Below are 18,910 nucleotides of genomic sequence, written 5' to 3' on the forward strand. Positions count from 1 at the left end.
AAGTTAAATATTAATCAAGAATTTGAAAAATGGAAGTTCAGATTGAAAATAGCTGGAAAAAATTGCTTCAAAACGAGTTTGAAAAGGATTATTTCGAACAACTCGTTGCTTTTGTAAAATCAGAATATTCCGGTTATAAAATTTACCCTCCCGGGAAATTAATTTTCTCCGCTTTCGAGCATACACCATTTGATAAGCTCAAGGTGGTAATCATTGGCCAGGATCCCTACCACGGCGAAGGACAGGCTCACGGATTGTGTTTTTCCGTGCCAAAGGGGATTAAATTTCCACCCTCTCTTCAAAATATTTTTAAAGAGCTCAATTCTGATCTTAGTATACAAATTCCGGAACATGGAAATCTGGAACACTGGGCAGATCAGGGTGTGCTTTTATTAAATGCTACTTTAACGGTAAGAGCCAAAAGTCCGGGTTCACATCAGAATAAAGGCTGGGAACAGTTTACCGATGCAGTGATTGAAAGAATTCATGAACAAAAAAAAGGCATTGTTTATATTTTATGGGGTTCATATGCGCAGAAAAAAGGCCATTTTATAAATCGGGATGACAATTTAGTGATTGAATCTGCGCATCCTTCCCCATTTTCCGTACACAGAGGTTTTTTTGGTTCAAAACCATTCAGCAGAGCCAATTCTTATTTGATAGCCAAAGGATTAAAAGCGATTAACTGGTAATTAGTGGATCAATGAAAACAAGCGCGACCACCTTACACGGTCAAATAATCCACCTTCGGGATCCAGTGATAGCCAAATGAGGAGGGCTTTCCCGACAATATGATCTTCGGGTACAAAACCCCAAATTCTGGAGTCGGCAGAGTTATGTCTGTTATCTCCCATCATGAAATAATAATCCTGCTGAAAAGTATAGGTATCGATTTTCTTACCATCAATAATCAGTTCTCCATTTTGTATTAAAACCTGATCGTGGCCTTCATAATCTTTGACTACCATTTCATATCGAATAAGGAAATCTTTTGTTACCCTCATCTGATCGCCTTCTTTTGGGATATAAAGCGGGCCATAATTATCCTCGTTCCAATCGTAGCTGCCTTCATAGGGATATACCCTTGGATTTGACAGACCATCCTCGGCATAGAGCAACCTCACTTCGTCGATATAGGATTGATTTTTTAATAATTCCGAGGTCTCGGGCGTAGTCTTTACTACATATCCACCCTGAACCATATCCACACCGGTGATGTCAAATTTTCTAAAGCTCTTTTGACTGATGCGGTTAGCGGTTCGGATATAATATGTATTTTGCATTTTCGGTGGATTTTCTACGGCTTCCCCGTTGATAAAAACCTGCAGGTCTTTCACTTCAATGGTATCTCCCGGAATCCCAATGCATCGTTTGATATAATTTGTCCTCAGGTCTGAAGGGTATTCCTGCTCACGAGGATAATTAAATACCACCACATCATTGTTTTTAACAGAAGTAAATCCCGGTAGCCGGGCCTGGGGTAATTGAATCCAATCCAGAAAGGAAGGAATATTGGTACCCCAGATTTTTTGATGTGTCAGTGGTAATTGCAGCGGTGTTTTTGGAGTCCTGGGTCCGTAATGAAGCTTGCTTACGAAAAGAAAATCGCCTACAAGGAGCGATTTTTCCATGGATGGAGTAGGGATGGTAAAGGCTTCTATTGCAATCCAGCGAATAAATGTAGCGGCTACAACTGCAAAAATGATTGCATCGGTCCATTCCCTGGTTTTTGAACGTGGTTCCTTGCTCTTCCCGGGAAGAAAAATCTCTTTTAATCGCTTTAAAAATTTATTTGCCATTTATTCTAAATTCATCATATCGGGCATTCCGAATACACCTTTTTTTCTAATTAACCATTTGGCTGCCGCCAGGGCTCCCTGAGCAAAGCCGGTTCTTCCTTTGGCTATGTGTGTAAATTCCATCTCATCGATGTTGGAACTGTATCTGACCACATGCGTGCCGGGCACATCCTCCTTTCGGTGCGCAATAATATTAATTTTATCTTTCTCCTTTTCATCCAATGACCAATTGCCGATTTCCGGATAGGCATTGATTATTTTTTCTGCCAGGCTTATTGCCGTACCACTTGGAGCATCGCGTTTGTAGATATGATGTGTTTCTTCAATTTCCACATCGTAATCCGAATATTTGGACATCACCTTTGCGATGTACTGGTTAAAATGGAAAAATAAATTTACCCCTAAGCTAAAATTTGAAGCGTAGAAGAAGGCGCCCTTGTTTTCAAGGCAAAGGCCTTTTATCTCTTCGAATTTATCCAGCCAGCCGGTGGTTCCGCTTACTACGGGAATGTCGTTTTTGATACAAAATAAAATATTGTCAAAAGCGCTTTCGGGATTGGTAAATTCAATTGCCACATTGGGATGATGATGTTTCATTTCAGGAAGATCATCGCTGTGAGCTATTTTACAGACTATGCTATCACCATTCGCTTCAGCAAGGGCTTCTATGGCTTTGCCCATTTTTCCGTATCCGATTAATGCTATTTTCATTTAAACTGAAAATTTAACGTTAAACCACCTGCCATTGTATTGCCGTTCATATAAATTGCAGGATCCACACGCATACTCAGGTCGTCGGTAACTTCAAAGCCCTTGAGATGTCCGTCCACATAAGCATCGGCAATTTGCAGACCGTAAAACAAAACGCCTAAAATTATATTGAGGTCGCGATACTTTTTAGTGAGATTGCGATTAGCGCGCAAAGCATTTTCAGAAAGTCTGGAAAAATCAGGATCCACCAGGGTATTCTCATCATCATCAGTCAGATTGTTCAATGATCGCTTGTAGCGTATGTACTGGTCGTGATTGTAAATGGCAATTCCGGTAAAAGCTGCCAGGCCTCCGTAAACCAATGGTATTTTCCAATAACTTTTAACATAAAACTGCCCCGCACCCGGTAATGCCATGGAAAGATAAGCAGCCGTTGAAGGGTTTAGGTAAGCGTATTTCTCAGCCTTCATGGCTCTCTTTTCAGCCCGAATGGAATCTTTTTTGGCAAAATAGGCCTCATCCTGAGCAAAACTGAGATTTGCCGAGATTATTATAACAATGACGATCAGTAAGGATCTGAAATAAACTTCAAACATTAGACATCCAGAATCTCTAATATCCTGTTGAGGTCTTCGGTGGATACAAAAGGAATTTTAATTTCTCCTTTTTCATCATCTTCTACCTTTAAGGATATTTTGGTTCCAAAATGCGAAGATAGTTTTGTTTTTAAATCTTTGTACTCAGGGCTGAGCTTTAATTCTTTTTTCCCAGAGTCTTTTTTTCCTTCAAAACCGTGCCGCACAAGGTCTTCGGTTTTTCTGACGGATAAATTTTTTCGAATGATTTCATTAAATATAGCCAGCTGAAGATCCACATTTTCTATTGAAATCAATGCCCGTGCATGGCCCATACTTATCTTTTTATCTCGAACCGCCAATTGAATCTCAGGCGGCAGTTTTAAAAGTCTCAGGTAATTGGTTACGGTAGATCTGTTTTTGCCTACCCTTGTTCCCAAATCTTCCTGACGCAATTCGCATTCCGAGAGCAAACGCTGATAGGAGAGTGCTACCTCGATGGCATTGAGGTCTTCTCTTTGTATATTTTCGATTAATGCCATTTCAAGCATTTCCTGGTCGTTGGCAGTACGTATATAAGCAGGAACGCTATCAATCCCGGCAATTTTGGAAGCTTTTAGTCTTCGCTCTCCGGATATCAACTGATATTGTTTATCCGAAAGTTTTCTTACGGTTATGGGCTGAATAATACCCTGAACTTTTATGGACTCAGCCAGTTCATTTAATGTTTCCACTTCAAATTCCGTTCTTGGCTGATATGGATTTGCCTCTATTTGATCAAGCGGAATATCTTTAAAATTCAGTGGATTCCGGGTAATCGTAAGATCCCTTCTGTTTTCAAATTCCTCAGAACCCTGTAAAAGTGCACTTAGGCCTTTTCCCAATCCACCTGTTTTCCTTGTCTTCTTTTCGTTCATGCCATTTTCTTTGAACCGATTTTGACACCATTGCTTTGAAGCATTTCATGCGCAAGATTTAAATAGCTGATCGCTCCTTTGCTTTCTGCATCATGAACTATGGCCGGCAAACCGAAACTCGGCGCTTCGCTTAATTTTATATTTCTCGGAATAATGGTTTTAAAAACAAGGTGTTTGAAATGGGTCTTAACTTCTTCCACAACCTGATTTGAAAGATTTAAACGGACGTCGTACATGGTCAGCAACATTCCTTCAATTTCAAGCTCGGGGTTTAGACGGGTTTGTATAATTTTAATGGTATTCAATAGCTTACCCAATCCTTCCAAGGCAAAATACTCGCATTGTATCGGAATGATCACCGAGTCGGCAGCGGTTAGGGCATTGACGGTAATTAAACCCAGCGAGGGGGAACAGTCGATAATTATAAAATCGTAATTCCCACGAATTCCGTTCAACACGCCCTTCATTATTTCCTCTCTGGCTTCAAGGTTGATCATTTCAACTTCTGCTCCCACCAAATTGATGTGTGATGGAAGAATATCAAGCGATGGAATATCCGTTTGCATAATGCAATCTACAGGGCTGATGTCATCAACCATGCATTCGTATATGCCGTGTTGTATTTCCTTGGGATCGAGTCCTGTCCCTGAAGTAGAATTGGCCTGAGGGTCGGCATCTACTATTAGTGTTTTAAAATCCAATACAGCAAGGCTTGCAGCCAAATTGATTGCTGTGGTAGTTTTCCCAACTCCTCCTTTTTGATTAGCTATTGCAATGATTTTTCCCATGTGAAATTCTGATGTCGAATTAAATTGTTATTGCAAAGATAAACAATGCAACAGTATCTGTTTCAAAAGGTTATGCACACTTTTTAAGACATTTAATTGATTGATAATCAAAAAATTAATGATGAATTGTGTGCTTCTTTATACTAAAATGTGGATAAGCTCCTTATTTTTTTCTTCCGCCTTTGCCCTTGTTTTTTTGCTTTTGCTGCTGGGCTTTCATTGCCTCCTCAAGTCTAGCAGAAAATCCGGATTTCTTTTTGTTGGATCTCTTTTCCTTCTTAGTCTCCAGTTTATCTCTGATGGCTTTATCGTCGATAAATCTCGCAATTAGAAGCTGCTGCGCTATTGTAATTACATTCGAAAGAAAATAGTAATAAGTCAATCCGGAAGAGAAATTGTTCAAAAAGAACATAATCATAACCGGAAAGAAGTACTGCATCGTTTTCATTGGCCCCTGTTGTTGCATCGGGTTATTTTGATTTTGAACATAGGTATATGCCAAGGTCGATAAGGTCATCAATAAGGTAAATAAACTGACATGGTCTCCGTAAAAAGGAATATTGAATGGCAGATCCAGTATACTGTCATAGGTCGACAAATCATGGGCCCATAAAAAGCTTTTTTGTCTTAACTCTACCGAATTGGGAAAGAAATTGAAGAGCGCAAATAATACGGGAATTTGTAAAATCATTGGTACGCAGCCACTCAATGGATTTACACCAAATTTTTGATACAGCTGCATGGTTTCCATCTGTACTTTTTGCTGGTCATCGCCGATTTTTTCCTTGATCTGCTCTATTTCCGGCCGAAGCACTTTCATCTTGGCCATGGAAACATAAGAGCGGTAGGAGAGTGGCGACAAAATGAGTTTTACCACAAATACCAGGATCAGAATGATCAATCCGTAATTGCTTATATAGTTTTCAAGAAAATTGAAGAAGGGGACAACGGTGTATTTGTTGACCGATGCGAAAATTGTCCAACCGAGATAAACATTTTCCCCATAGCCCTCGGTAACTTTCTTAAGTATGGAAAAGTTATTTGGTCCAAAATAAAACTGAAAGGATTGCTCTTCGTCGGAAAACATCTGAAAGGGAATTTCAATGCTTGCAGTTTGCGATTTGACGGTGCTCGAATCATTGGGGTCAAATTCACTACTGAATTCACCATTTTGCATAGGAAGGCTTGAAATGAGTCCCGAATTAAAAAACTTCTGTTTCATCGAGAGCCATTTCACATCGTTCACTCCTTTTTCTATAACCTTCTCGGCATCGGCATCATTGGTGACTTCTTCAAAATCACCTTTGGTATTGTAATAATTGACCGCGGTATGGTTTCGACTTTGATCAATTACATTTTCAAAGCGCTTGAGGTCTTCCTGCCAATAGAATTGAACATTTTTATTGGCGATTAAGTCGTTTAGTCCATTCACCTGAATTTTGTAATCCACCACATAAGATTTCGGACTGATTTTAAAAATGTGCTTAATCGAACCTTTGGATGCGCTGGCACTCAGGCTTAGTATACTGAACTCTTCGCTTTCCGTCAGTTTACCACTGTAATAAAGGTCACTCAAATTGAGTGTTTTACCCTCAACAGATGTCAATAACCAATCCATTTGGTGATTGGCCGAATCCAAAAGCACCAGAGCTTGTTTTTCGTAAGTAACGTGCTTTTTGAGTACAACTTCTTTTATTCCTGCACCCTTGTTTGAGATTTTAATTTTGAATACTTCATTTTCAAGTACATAGTACTTTTCTTTACCCTCTGTGTTGGCATAGAGTGCACCCCATTTCCCCGCTTTTTCCTGTACCGAAATGCTATCGGCTTGCAGCTCAGTGCTATCTCCTACATTAACAGGGCTGCTCTCAGGCATTCGCTCTTCTGAGCCTGAATTATTTTTTTCAGTATTATTTTCTATTTGCTCAGCAGGTGCTTCGCTAATAGTTTCTTCGGGTTTTGGCTGTTCACCGAAGAAATAAAGATATCCCACGAGCATCGCGGAAATCAGAACAAGTCCGATTAATTGATTTCTATCCATTGAAAATTAATTACTCTCGTTTTTATATTGTATAGCTGCTTTGATAAAACCTGCAAATAAAGGGTGAGGATTTAAGACGGTACTTTTAAATTCCGGGTGAAATTGCGTGCCTATAAAAAATGGGTGATCTGTTATTTCTACGACTTCCACCAGATTGTTTTCCGGATTAATTCCTGAAGCTATCATTCCATTTTTTTCAAACGTTTCTTTATAAGCATTATTGAATTCATAACGGTGTCTATGTCTTTCAGATATTTTTTTCTTTCCATAAAGCTTATTAGCCAGGCTGTCTTTTTTCAGATTGCAAACATAGGCTCCCAATCGCATTGTGCCACCTTTATTTTCAATATTTTTCTGATCTGGCATTATATCAATGACTTTATCCTTTGCTTTTTCATTAACCTCGGATGATTCAGCATGTTTTAATCCGGCTACATTTCGAGCAAATTCGATTACGGCGCATTGCATTCCAAGACAAACCCCAAAGAATGGGATGCCGTTGGTTCTGGCATAATTCACGGTTTCAATTTTACCCTCAATACCTCTTTCACCAAATCCCGGTGCTACAAGAATCCCATCCAGATTTGCCAGTTGACGATGTTTATTTTGGTCTGTAATGTGCTCTGATGAAATCCATTTGACATTGACTTTGCATTCATTTACCGCACCTGCATGAATAATAGATTCGTGTATGGATTTATAGGCATCGTGGAGTTCCACATATTTCCCAACGATTGCTACACTTACTTCGCCCGTAGGATTCTTTAGTTTACCAAGAAAATCTTTCCATGTTTCAATTTCCGGTTTCTTATTCTTTTTTAATCCAAGCCTCGACATTACACGAACATCGAGATGTTCCTTGAGCATCATGATGGGAACATCGTAAATACTTTCCGCATCCTGTGCTTCAATCACCGAATTGATCGGGACATTGCAGAAAAGCGCAATCTTTTTTCTGATGTCCATTGGAAGTGACATCTCCGAGCGGCATACCAAAATATCAGGTTGTATTCCTGCTTCCAGCAATGTTTTGACCGAATGCTGAGTTGGTTTTGTTTTTAATTCGCCCGATGCTTTGAGAAAAGGGATAAGGGTTAAATGTATAACGGCACAATTGGAGGGCCCCTGATCAAATTTGAATTGTCTCAATGCTTCAATGAATGGCAATGATTCAATATCTCCAACACAACCACCAATTTCAGTGATGATAATATCGTAATCGTGTTTTTCTGCCAGCAGATTAAAATTTCTTTTTATTTCATCAGTAATATGTGGAATCACCTGTACGGTTTTGCCCAGGTATACGCCCTGTCTTTCCTGAGAAATAACAGTATTGTAAATTCTTCCGGTAGTGACATTATTGGCCTGTGAAGTAGGTGTATTTAAGAATCGCTCATAATGGCCTAAGTCAAGATCAGTTTCAGCGCCATCTTCGGTCACATAACATTCACCGTGCTCATAAGGATTCATTGTCCCGGGGTCGATGTTAATGTAAGGATCGAATTTCTGGATGGTAACTTTGAAACCCCTGGCCTGTAATAGTTTGGCCAAAGAAGCTGCGATGATACCTTTACCGAGTGAGGAGGTCACTCCGCCTGTTACAAAAATAAATTTTACCGCTGCCATTCTGAGGATTTATGCATACGGGATGCAAAGGTATAATTTCCAAGTGTTAATTTCTAATACTATATTTCTGCCTCGGACATTCAAACTTAATTGTAGATTTACAGCGCATGCAGCCCGAATTGATTAAAAAAATAATTCACCGTCATAGAGTGACTCAGGATGATCTGGCACATTTCAGATATGAAAAGGTGCATTATGTCTGTTCTACATTTGCCCTGGCAAGAGAAATTGAATGGACCACGCGGCAGTATATAAAAAAGATAAAAAAAGAGGATGAAGAAGGTATAGGCACCATGCTTGAAATATTGCATCACAATCCGGTTTTCATGGACGAGGAATTTGTGGTTAATGCCGAGGTGGATTCATATGAACACGACGAATTAATTTGCAGCTTTGAAATTAAAGTAGGCGACAGATTGATTGCCACGGGAAGGACCGGTCAGAAAATATTGCCTAAATCAGTTTTGGAGAAAAAATTTAAATACGATTAAAATTGTCAAAAGGCAGTTCAATTCAACAAAATATTAATATCAAAAACCGCAAGGCGCGATACGAATTTGAGATCCTCGATACTGAAGTAGCGGGAATAGTATTGACAGGCTCGGAAATTAAATCCATTCGCATGGGTAAAGCGAGTTTGCAGGAAGGATATTGTTTTATCGATAAAGATGAAATGTGGATTAAGAATATGCACATTGCCGAATATACGGAGGCCAGTCATGCCAATCACGAGCCAACCAGAAAAAGAAAACTCTTATTAAAGAAAAAAGAGATTGAGAAATTTCAGAAAAAAACCGAGGAAAAAGGACTGACCATTGTGCCTTTGCGCCTATTTATTAATTCCCGAGGCTTTGCAAAAATGGAAATAGGATTGGCTAAAGGGAAAAAGATATACGATAAACGTCAGGATATTAAGAGTAAGGACATGAAGAGAGAAATAGAGCGATTTGGATAAAAAAGGTATAGCATTCTTATCGGCCATACCGGTAAGAGCAAAAGCATCGGATACATCCGAAATGGTAAGTCAGATTTTATTTGGCGAGTCTTACACTATCATAAGTGAAGATGACAAATGGTACAAGATTAAAATGGAATACGATGCCTATGAAGGTTTTATTGACAAAGGCCAATTCCAGGAGCTAGATGCCGAGAACAGAAAAGAATTTCACATTCAAAAAACATTTCTGATTACGCATAATATTAAAATCAGCATAGATGGATTTGGTCTCCTGAGTCTGAGCCCCGGCTCTGAAGTGCCCCTTTCCTGGATGAATAACGATTTAAAATTTATGCGATCCAAAGGTTTTGATGGTTATGATCCGGATCAAATCATACGCGATGCTCAAAAATTTTTAGGAGCACCTTATTTATGGGGTGGCCGTTCAATTTTCGGATTGGACTGTTCCGGATTCGTTCAAATTGTATTTAAACTAAGTGGAATCAAATTGAAAAGGGATGCTTCTATGCAAATTGAATCCGGAGAAGAAATAAATCAGTATTCCGATCATAAAAAGGGCGACCTGGCATTTTTTGCTAATAATAAAGGCAAAATAAATCATGTAGGTATCATTTCAGAAAAGAATAGGATCATCCATTCCAGTTCCTGGGTAAGGGAGAGTGAATTAAATAAGAACGGTATTGTGAATGATAATGGAGAAATATCACATCATTTGCATTCGATCAGACGACTCGGATAAATCAAAAACCTTGAATTTGCTCAAGTTAATTTGTCCTCGCTCCTTTCGGGCAGATTAACAATATTCTCATATTGCTTTTCATCTATAATTAAATTTTCTACTTTTGCAGTCCTTTTTCGCAAATCAAAATAAAATAGCGAATAAGGAGAAGGAGAAAAACATATGTCAGAAGAAAAAGTAAAAGAAACAAAAACCAAAAAGGAAAACCCGGCTCCGGACCAAACGAAGGAGCAAGCTGCTGAAAAAAAATCAGCAACGACTAAAAAGGCTACGGAAGAAAAAAAAGCTGAAGTAAAGGCAGAAGCAAAGGCAGAAAAGCCAAAAGCGGAAGCAAAGCCTAAAAAAGAAACTAAAAAGGAGGAGTCAAAGGCAGAAGCTAAGGCCGAACCAAAGAAGAAAGAGCCTGCTAAAGACGAATCTAAAAAAGAAGAAGCTAAGCCTGCAGCCAAAAAAGAAGCTGCTACTCCGAAAGCTGAAAGTACTAAAGAAGAAGCTACGGTTGAAGAGCCATTCAGCTGGGACAATTTAACCGAAGAAGGTTTCGGTCAGGAGTATTCGGCTAAGGAAAGAGAAGAAATGGCCAAGATGTACGAAGGTACAATCAATCAGGTCGAAGAAAAGCAATTAATTACAGGTTCTGTGGTAGGAATCACAGCTAAAGATGTGATCCTTAATATAGGATATAAATCAGATGGTCTGGTTTCATTGTCTGAATTCAAAGACTTACCGGATCTCAAAGTTGGCGATGACGTAGAAGTTTACCTTGAAACACAGGAAGACAAAAGCGGTCAGGTTGTCATCTCAAGACGAAAAGCAAATATTGTAAAGGCATGGGAGGCTATTCAGAACTCTCATGAAAAAGATTCTGTAATTGAAGGATTTGTTAAAAGAAGGACTAAAGGTGGATTGATCGTTGATATATTCGGTATAGAAGCATTCTTGCCGGGATCTCAAATAGACGTAAAGCCTATCAGGGATTTTGACGTTTTTGTTGGAAAAACAATGGAAGTCAAAGTTGTGAAGATCAATTATTCCAATGATAACGTTGTTGTATCTCACAAAGTCCTGATCGAAAAAGACATAGAAGCTCAAAAAGCTGAAATTCTAAATAACCTTGAAAAAGGTCAGGTGCTTGAAGGAATCGTTAAAAACATGACCAATTTTGGTGTATTCATCGATCTTGGAGGCGTTGACGGTCTTCTTCACATTACGGATATTTCATGGGGAAGAATAAATCACCCTGAGGAAGTATTAAAACTTGATGAAAAAGTTCAGGTAGTAGTACTTGATTTTGACGATGGTAAAAAACGAATCTCTCTTGGAATGAAACAACTTTCCGAGCACCCATGGGATTCTTTACCAAAAGAAATCGAAGTTGGATCAAAAGTAAAAGGCAAAATTGTAAATGTTGCTGATTACGGAGCTTTCCTTGAAATCCAGCCCGGAGTGGAAGGACTTATCCACGTTTCTGAAATGTCATGGTCTCAGCATTTGAGAAATCCTCAGGATTTCATCAATGTAGGAGATGAAGTTGAAGCAGTAGTTTTAACAATTGATAGAGAAGAAAGAAAAATGTCGTTAGGTATTAAGCAATTGACCGAGGATCCTTGGACAAAAGCTGAGATACTTGAGAAATATGCCATCGGAACAAGACACGTTGGTGTGGTGAGAAACCTAACCAATTTCGGACTCTTTATTGAATTGGAAGAAGGAATCGACGGTTTGGTTCACGTATCAGATTTGTCATGGACCAAGAAAATTAAACACCCTTCTGAATTCGTAAAGGTTAATGATGAACTAGAGGTGGTAGTAATGGAGTTGGATGTAGAAAACAGAAGACTTGCATTGAGCCACAAGCATATTGAAGAAAATCCATGGGATGCATTTGAATCAGTATTTACCAGAGGTTCAGAGCATCAGGGAACAATAATTGAGCTCAATGACAAAGGTGCGAGAATTGAACTTCAATATGGAATCGAAGGTGCGGCTCTACCAAAACATTTGGCTAAAGAAGACGGGTCAAATGCACAGGTAGGCGAAACATTGAAGTTCAATGTTCTTGATTTTAACAAGGATGAAAGAAGAATTTCATTATCGCATACTAAAACCTGGAAGGAAGAGGACGCCGGTTCTACAGAAAAGAAACCCGCTGCAAAACCGGCCAGAAAAACCTCTAAGGCAGTTAGAAATGTGAACAGTTCAACTGAGAAAACAACACTTGGTGAATTGGAAGCACTTTCTGCACTGAAGGAGCAAATGGAGCAGGACAAGGAGGATAAGATTAAAGCTGCAGCAAAAAAGCCAAGTGCTAAAACAGCAGCAGTTAAGAAAGAAGAAGCTCCAAAAGCCAAAGCGAAAACAAAGACTAAGGAAAAAGCCTCAAAGAAAGAAGAGGAAGATTCCGAAAAGAAATAGTCTTTAAATATTGAAAAATTAGGAAGGTTTCGGCCTTCCTTTTTTCTTAAATACCTATTTTTGATATTCAAATGGCGCTGTGGCCGAGAGGCTAGGCAGAGGTCTGCAAAACCTTTTACAGCGGTTCGAGTCCGCTCAGCGCCTCAACCAAACCTCAAAGTGTGTTCGTAAAGCGAATGGAACTTTGGGGTTTTTTCATTATTAATCTGCGGACGAGACCTCCTCGGTTTAATATTTTAATAATTGTAGTTCTCTTGATTTATAATTGCAAAATCTTTGTATTCATTAATATTTAAGACATTAATTATTTAAAGTAACCGTGCCTTTCCATATGAAAAAATCCTACTTGTAGACTTGGTCAATGTTATTTATGATAATAATTTAGAACAATTCTAAATTATTAGTATTCCTAAGTATATACAGACATTTAAAAGGCTATAAATCAATATCATAGGTTATTTTTAAGTGTGAAATTTGCTTCTAATATGATTTAGCTCAAAAATACTATTTGATTAATTGAGTATGGGTAATAGATTTGTGACGGTTTCTAGACATAAACTGCTAATGCTTAACCGACTCTTTTTAACTTCAGGAAAATTACTAGGCGCACTTATTCTTTCATTTACTATTTCTACCGGTTTCGGTCAGGAAGCTTCGGATACAACTGCCGCAGATGCATCTGCTGAACCGGCTGCTGAAGCCGCTGCCTCCGGAGGTGGAGATGCAGAATTAATTTCGCTAGGAAAATCAGTATTTGAAGGCAATTGTACACAATGCCACGCCTTTGACAAAGTGGTTGTAGGCCCGAATCTTACGGGTGCTCATACAAGATGGCCATCGAAAGAAGCCATGCTGTATTTTATAAAATATCCACAGAAAGTTATAGATGGAGGCGATGAATATGCAAAAGGGCTTTACGAGCAATACAAACAATACATGCCTAATCACGACTTTTTAAGTGATGAGGAACTAAACGGCCTTTATGCTTATATCGTTGAAATGACGGATAACCCTCCGGCGAAGGAGGTAGCACAGGTAGCCGATGCAGGGGCAGGTGGTACAGCTGCCAGCGGTGCTGCTTTGCCACAAGAATATTTGATAGCTATTATTGGAATTCTGGTTGTAATACTTCTCGCAATTATTATTGCACTCGCTCTATTGCTTTCTGTAATGAAGCGATTTGTAAATCAAATGGAAGGTGTTTCCGAAGAAGAAAAAGCTTATGTAGAACCTAAATTACAATGGTCTAAATTATTTACAAGTGCTCCTTTCCTTAATACGGTTGGAATTATATTCACCCTCATCATATTGAGATCAGTCATTGATGGCTTATTTTCTGTCGGTGTGCAACAAGGATATGCTCCAACTCAACCGATAGCATTTTCACACAAATTACATGCAGGAATGTATGAAATAGGCTGCCAGTATTGCCATACAGGAGTAGAAAAAAGTAAAAATGCGAATATTCCCTCAGCGAATATTTGTATGAATTGCCATAACCATGTAAAAACAACCTCACCCGAAATCCAGAAAATCTGGAAAGCTGTTGAAAATGATCAGCCAATTGAATGGGTAAGAATTCACAATTTGCCGGATCTGGCCTATTTCAATCACTCTCAGCATGTGAAAGTGGGTGGACTTGAATGCCAGACTTGCCATGGCCCGATTGAAGAAATGGAAGTTGTTCAGCAATACTCTCCGCTAACAATGGGATGGTGTATTAATTGTCACCGGGAAACTGCGGTGAACTACGAGGGCAATGAATACTACGATAAATTAATAGAATTCCATGAAGCAAATCAGGACGACGGTATCATGACCGTTGAAGATATTGGTGGTTTGGAATGTTCTAAGTGTCATTATTAATAGAAAAATATTTAAACAGATAATATGGGAAGCAACAAGAAATATTGGAAAGGTGTTGAGGAACTGAATCAGGATCCGGAATTCCTTCAATATGCCAATAAAGAATTTCCCGAGTACCTTCCTGTAAAGGAACAAAATGGTCCTGCCAAAGAGGAAGATCAGGAAGAAGGTACAAGTAGGAGGGATTTTCTTAAGCTTATGGGTTTTAGCGTTGCAGCGGCATCCCTGGTTGCTTGTGAAGCGCCTGTAAGAAAAGCTATACCTTATTTAAATAAACCCGAAGATGTTGATCCGGGCATTCCGAATTATTATGCTTCGTCATATACACAGGACGGTGTTTATGCCAGTATTCTTGTAAAAACAAGAGAAGGTCGACCTATTTTTGTTGAAGGAAACAAATTGAGTTCGGTAACAAGCGGCGCATTAAATGCAAGAGCAATTGCTTCCGTTTTAGATTTATATAGCAAAGAGCGATTAACTCAAGCCACCATCAAAGGAGAAAAAGCAGAATGGGACAAAGTTGATGCGGATATAATCTCTAAATTAAATTCAATCTCGGCTTCCGGTGGTCGCATTGCATTGGTAGGAAAGAGCGATATTAGTCCATCTTCAAAAATGGCTAAAAAAGCCTTTTCTGAAAAATATGGCAACGTAGACGAAATCACTTACGATGTAAATACCGTTTCTGCATTAGCCGACGCCAACAAAGGCACTTTTGGTACCAGAATGGTGCCTTCATATGACTTTAGCAAGGCGAATGTAATTGTAGGTATCAATGCTGATTTTCTTGGTACATGGATTTCACCTGTGGAATTTTCAAGTCAGTATGCCAGAACCAGAAAATTAGGAAAAAATAAAAAGAGCATGTCTAGGCATTATCAGTTTGAGTCTTTATTGACTTTAACCGGTTCAAATGCTGATTATCGATCAAAAATAAAACCTTCTGAAGAGGCTTCGATTGTTAAAGCCATTTACGAAGGAGTAAGTGGTGGCTCAAGTCCAAAAGACAATGCCAACTTGTCTAAAGCCATTTCGGATCTGAAAAAGAATAAAGGTAAATCCCTTTTGGTATCCGGATCTAATGACCCGGATGTTCAAATGGTTGTGAATGAAATAAATAACATTCTGGGAAATTACGGTTCAACAATTGACACCACAACACCGGTGTATCTTCGTCAGGGAGATGATATGAAAATGGCAAACTTCATCGCTGATCTGAGCAGTGGAATTTATAGTGCTGTCATTTTCATGGATTGCAACCCAGTTTACGATCATCCCAATGGTGCAAAATTATCCGATGCGATTAAAAAAGCGCAATTATCAGTTTCAACTTCACTTAGCAATGATGAAACGGCAAGTGTTTGTAATTATGTTTGTCCTTCTCATCATTATCTTGAATCATGGAATGATGCTGAACCTAAGAAAGGTCATTTGAGCTTGACTCAACCAGCTATTTCTCCACTATTCTCTACCAGACAATCCGAGAGTTCTCTGATGAAATGGTCTGAAATGGACGGTGATTATTACGATTTTATCAAAAAGAATTGGGAAAGTAATTTCTACCCAGTATCAAGCGGATTTGTAAATTTTGATTCCTTTTGGGACAGGTCTTTACACGATGGTGTATTTGAATTTAAGTCTGAAGAATATGCAAGTATGCATGATTCACCGGCTGAAGAGGCTTCCGGTTCTCTGGATGCCGCACTGTCGAATCTTTCTTCGAAGAAGGCTTCAGCTAATGTAGAATTACTTGTTTACGAAAATATAAATGTTGGTTCAGGAGCACAGGGCAATAATCCATGGTTGCATGAATGTCCTGATCCAATTACCAAAGTATGCTATGATAACTATGTCAGCATGTCAATTACCATGGCAGGAGATACCTACAAACAAGGTGATCTTGTCAAAGTGAGTGCAAATGGACATAGCGTTGAACTTCCTGTATTGATACAACCGGGACAAGCCAATAATTTAATTGGTATCGCCTATGGCTTTGGAAGATCAAAAGCCGGAAGAGTTGGAAACGGACTTGGAAAAAATGCTTATCCATTCATTTCTTCTAAATCAGGTTACTTAAATCACGCTTCCGAAGTAACAATCGAAAAAACAGGCGGAACTTACAAATTGGCACAAACCCAGACGCATGAAACCGTAATGGGAAGAGAGTTTGTGGTGCAGGAAACCGTTTTATCTGATTATCAAAAAAATCCTAGTGCAGGAAAGCATTCTCCAAAAATTACAACCTATGATGGTCACAAAGCCCCTGATTCCATTTCATTGTGGAAAGGGCATGAATATCCAAACCATCATTGGGGATTGGCAATTGACCTTAATTCTTGTACCGGTTGTTCGGCATGTGTAGTGAGCTGTTTTTCGGAAAACAATATACCAATGGTTGGAAAAGACGAAGTTATTCGTCGTAGAGAAATGCATTGGTTGCGGATTGACAGGTATTATAGTACGGATGCGGATTTAGAAGACAAATCTGTTGCCGGTTATAAGGAAATGGAACAAGCTTCTGATAATCCAGAAGTTGTATTCCAACCAATGATGTGTCAGCAATGTAATAATGCGCCTTGCGAAACAGTATGTCCTGTTGCGGCAACCACTCATAGTACAGAAGGTTTAAATCAAATGACCTATAACAGGTGTATTGGAACAAGATATTGTGCAAATAACTGCCCTTATAAAGTAAGACGATTCAACTGGTTTAAATACCATGATAATAAGCAGTTTCCTGGTAACACAGCAATGAATAACGATCTCGGTAAAATGGTTCTAAACCCAGATGTGACCGTGAGATCAAGAGGAGTAATGGAAAAATGCACATTCTGTGTTCAGAGAATTCAGAGTGGAAAATTGGCAGCCAAAAAAGAACTGAGAAAAGTAGAAGACGGCGAAGTGACGACAGCTTGTGCCTCTGCTTGTCCTACCGAGGCACTGGTATTTGGCGACATGAAAGACCCGAATAGCAGAATCAGTAAATTGATAAACGAGGACAATAAGGAAAGAGCATTTCACGCATTAGAGGAATTAACTGTTCTTCCGAATGTGACTTATCTCAGAAAAGTAAGAAATAAGGATTTAGAAAGTAAAACATCATAGACCAATAGGTATGGAAGTAGTTTCTACAGTACGAACACCCTTAGTTACCGGTCAAAAGACCGTCCATGATGTATCGGAAGATATTTGTCATTATGTTGAAGCCAAACCAAACAAACTTTGGATGTTTGGAATAATACTCTCTCTGGGAGCATTGGGATTTGGCGGATACTGTGTATTCCGGACATTATGGGATGGAATTGGCGTCTGGGGGTTAAATAAAACAGTAGGTTGGGCTTGGGACATTACCAACTTCGTGTGGTGGGTAGGTATAGGTCATGCCGGTACCTTGATTTCCGCCATTTTATTGCTTTTCCGTCAGAAATGGAGAATGTCGATTAACAGAGCGGCAGAAGCCATGACAATTTTCGCGGTAATCTGTGCGGCGCAGTTCCCATTGTTACACATGGGTCGTCTTTGGTTAGGATTTTATTGGGCACTTCCATTGCCAAATACTTTTGGATCACTCTGGGTCAACTTTAATTCACCGCTTTTATGGGATGTGTTTGCCATATCCACCTATTTCACCGTATCACTTGTGTTCTGGTACATTGGCCTTATTCCGGATTTTGCGACCATTAGAGACCGTGCAACCGGAATGAGAAGATCAATTTATGGTGCACTAAGTTTTGGATGGACTGGTGGCGCCAAAGATTGGAACAGATATGAAACAGTTGCGCTGGTTCTTGCAGGCCTGGCGACTCCTCTCGTACTTTCGGTGCACACCATTGTAAGTTTTGACTTTGCAACTTCGGTAATTCCTGGTTGGCATACGACTATATTTCCTCCGTATTTCGTGGCAGGAGCAATCTTCTCTGGATTTGCCATGGTATTGACTTTGATGATAGTAACTAGAAAGCTATTCAGTCTCGAAGATTATATTACGATTTATCATATTGAGTTGATGAACATTATTATAATCGTTACTGGTTCAATTGTGGGAATAGCTTATATCACAGAATTTTTTATTGCCTGGTATTCAGGAGTGGAAGCAGAATCATATGCCTTCCTTAACAGAGCAACAGGGCCGTACTGGTGGGCTTATGCATCCATGATGTCCTGTAATGTGATTTCTCCTCAATTATTCTGGGTAAAGAAAATAAGAACTAATATCATCGCAACTTTCACACTTTCAATTATAGTAAATATTGGAATGTGGTTTGAAAGATTTGTGATCATTGTGACTTCGTTACATAGAGATTTTCTGCCTTCAAGTTGGGCGATGTTTTATCCAACTATGTACGATGTGGGTGTATATCTATTCACTTTTGGTGTGTTTTTCTTCTTTTTCCTATTGTTTGCCAAATTTTTCCCGGTAATCAATATGGCAGAAGTAAAATCAATTATCAAAGCTAACAGCAAAAAATATTAAT

The 18,910-nt window shown here is 39.1% G+C and carries 15 protein-coding genes and 1 tRNA gene; 9 read left to right on the plus strand and 7 right to left on the minus strand.

What is annotated here, in order from left to right:
* The first annotated feature begins 29 nt into the window (after positions 1 to 29).
* Entirely contained in the window at positions 30 to 692 is a 663-nt protein-coding gene (locus HZR84_12915; GenBank protein ID QNL22802.1) for a uracil-DNA glycosylase, read from the plus strand.
* Here the strand turns inward: HZR84_12915 and lepB are convergent, their stop codons facing one another.
* From lepB to HZR84_12950, 7 genes are all read right to left on the minus strand, one after another.
* Entirely contained in the window at positions 693 to 1,799 is a 1,107-nt protein-coding gene (gene lepB, locus HZR84_12920) for a signal peptidase I (protein QNL22803.1), read from the minus strand. It abuts the gene before it with no gap.
* Positions 1,800 to 2,510 (minus strand): 4-hydroxy-tetrahydrodipicolinate reductase, encoded by a 711-nt coding sequence (gene dapB, locus HZR84_12925; GenBank protein QNL22804.1) that lies wholly within the window; start codon positions 2,508 to 2,510, stop codon positions 1,800 to 1,802. It abuts the gene before it with no gap.
* A complete protein-coding gene (locus tag HZR84_12930) occupies positions 2,507 to 3,106 on the minus strand; it encodes a hypothetical protein (protein ID QNL22805.1) in 600 nt (199 codons plus the stop codon). The genes dapB and HZR84_12930 overlap by 4 nt, the downstream gene beginning before the upstream one ends.
* Positions 3,106 to 4,002, minus strand: coding sequence for a ParB/RepB/Spo0J family partition protein (locus HZR84_12935; protein QNL22806.1), 897 nt, complete (start codon positions 4,000 to 4,002; stop codon positions 3,106 to 3,108). The genes HZR84_12930 and HZR84_12935 overlap by 1 nt, the downstream gene beginning before the upstream one ends.
* Positions 3,999 to 4,790, minus strand: a complete 792-nt coding sequence (locus HZR84_12940; protein ID QNL22807.1) for a ParA family protein — start codon at positions 4,788 to 4,790, stop codon at positions 3,999 to 4,001. Before HZR84_12940 ends, HZR84_12935 begins: the two co-directional genes overlap by 4 nt.
* 163 nt (positions 4,791 to 4,953) lie before the next feature.
* Positions 4,954 to 6,831: a membrane protein insertase YidC gene (gene yidC / locus HZR84_12945; protein ID QNL22808.1), complete on the minus strand. Its 1,878-nt coding sequence runs from the start codon at positions 6,829 to 6,831 to the stop codon at positions 4,954 to 4,956.
* Between the two features lie 6 nt (positions 6,832 to 6,837).
* Positions 6,838 to 8,457: a CTP synthase gene (locus HZR84_12950; protein QNL22809.1), complete on the minus strand. Its 1,620-nt coding sequence runs from the start codon at positions 8,455 to 8,457 to the stop codon at positions 6,838 to 6,840.
* A 107-nt stretch (positions 8,458 to 8,564) separates the two neighbouring features.
* Here HZR84_12950 and HZR84_12955 point away from each other — a divergent pair, with 107 nt between their 5' ends.
* The 8 genes from HZR84_12955 (at position 8,565) to nrfD (ending at position 18,909) form a co-directional block, all read left to right on the plus strand.
* A complete protein-coding gene (locus HZR84_12955; protein ID QNL22810.1) occupies positions 8,565 to 8,948 on the plus strand; it encodes a hypothetical protein in 384 nt (127 codons plus the stop codon).
* Between the two features lie 20 nt (positions 8,949 to 8,968).
* On the plus strand, positions 8,969 to 9,412 hold the full coding sequence (smpB, locus tag HZR84_12960; protein QNL23264.1) for an SsrA-binding protein SmpB: 444 nt from the start codon (positions 8,969 to 8,971) through the stop codon (positions 9,410 to 9,412).
* Positions 9,405 to 10,154 (plus strand): C40 family peptidase, encoded by a 750-nt coding sequence (locus HZR84_12965; protein QNL22811.1) that lies wholly within the window; start codon positions 9,405 to 9,407, stop codon positions 10,152 to 10,154. The genes smpB and HZR84_12965 overlap by 8 nt, the downstream gene beginning before the upstream one ends.
* Before the next feature lie 162 nt (positions 10,155 to 10,316).
* Positions 10,317 to 12,569 (plus strand): 30S ribosomal protein S1, encoded by a 2,253-nt coding sequence (rpsA, locus tag HZR84_12970; protein ID QNL22812.1) that lies wholly within the window; start codon positions 10,317 to 10,319, stop codon positions 12,567 to 12,569.
* A 73-nt stretch (positions 12,570 to 12,642) separates the two neighbouring features.
* Positions 12,643 to 12,713 (plus strand) — tRNA-Cys (locus tag HZR84_12975).
* Positions 12,714 to 13,133: 420 nt separating this feature from the next.
* Positions 13,134 to 14,435, plus strand: coding sequence for a c-type cytochrome (locus HZR84_12980; GenBank protein ID QNL23265.1), 1,302 nt, complete (start codon positions 13,134 to 13,136; stop codon positions 14,433 to 14,435).
* A gap of 24 nt (positions 14,436 to 14,459) precedes the next feature.
* A complete protein-coding gene (locus HZR84_12985) occupies positions 14,460 to 17,540 on the plus strand; it encodes a TAT-variant-translocated molybdopterin oxidoreductase (GenBank protein QNL22813.1) in 3,081 nt (1,026 codons plus the stop codon).
* A 10-nt stretch (positions 17,541 to 17,550) separates the two neighbouring features.
* Positions 17,551 to 18,909: a polysulfide reductase NrfD gene (nrfD, locus tag HZR84_12990; protein ID QNL22814.1), complete on the plus strand. Its 1,359-nt coding sequence runs from the start codon at positions 17,551 to 17,553 to the stop codon at positions 18,907 to 18,909.
* The last annotated feature ends 1 nt before the right edge of the window (position 18,910 follow it).

This window comes from Hyphobacterium sp. CCMP332 (assembly GCA_014323545.1).
GTDB lineage: Bacteria > Bacteroidota > Bacteroidia > Cytophagales > CCMP332 > CCMP332.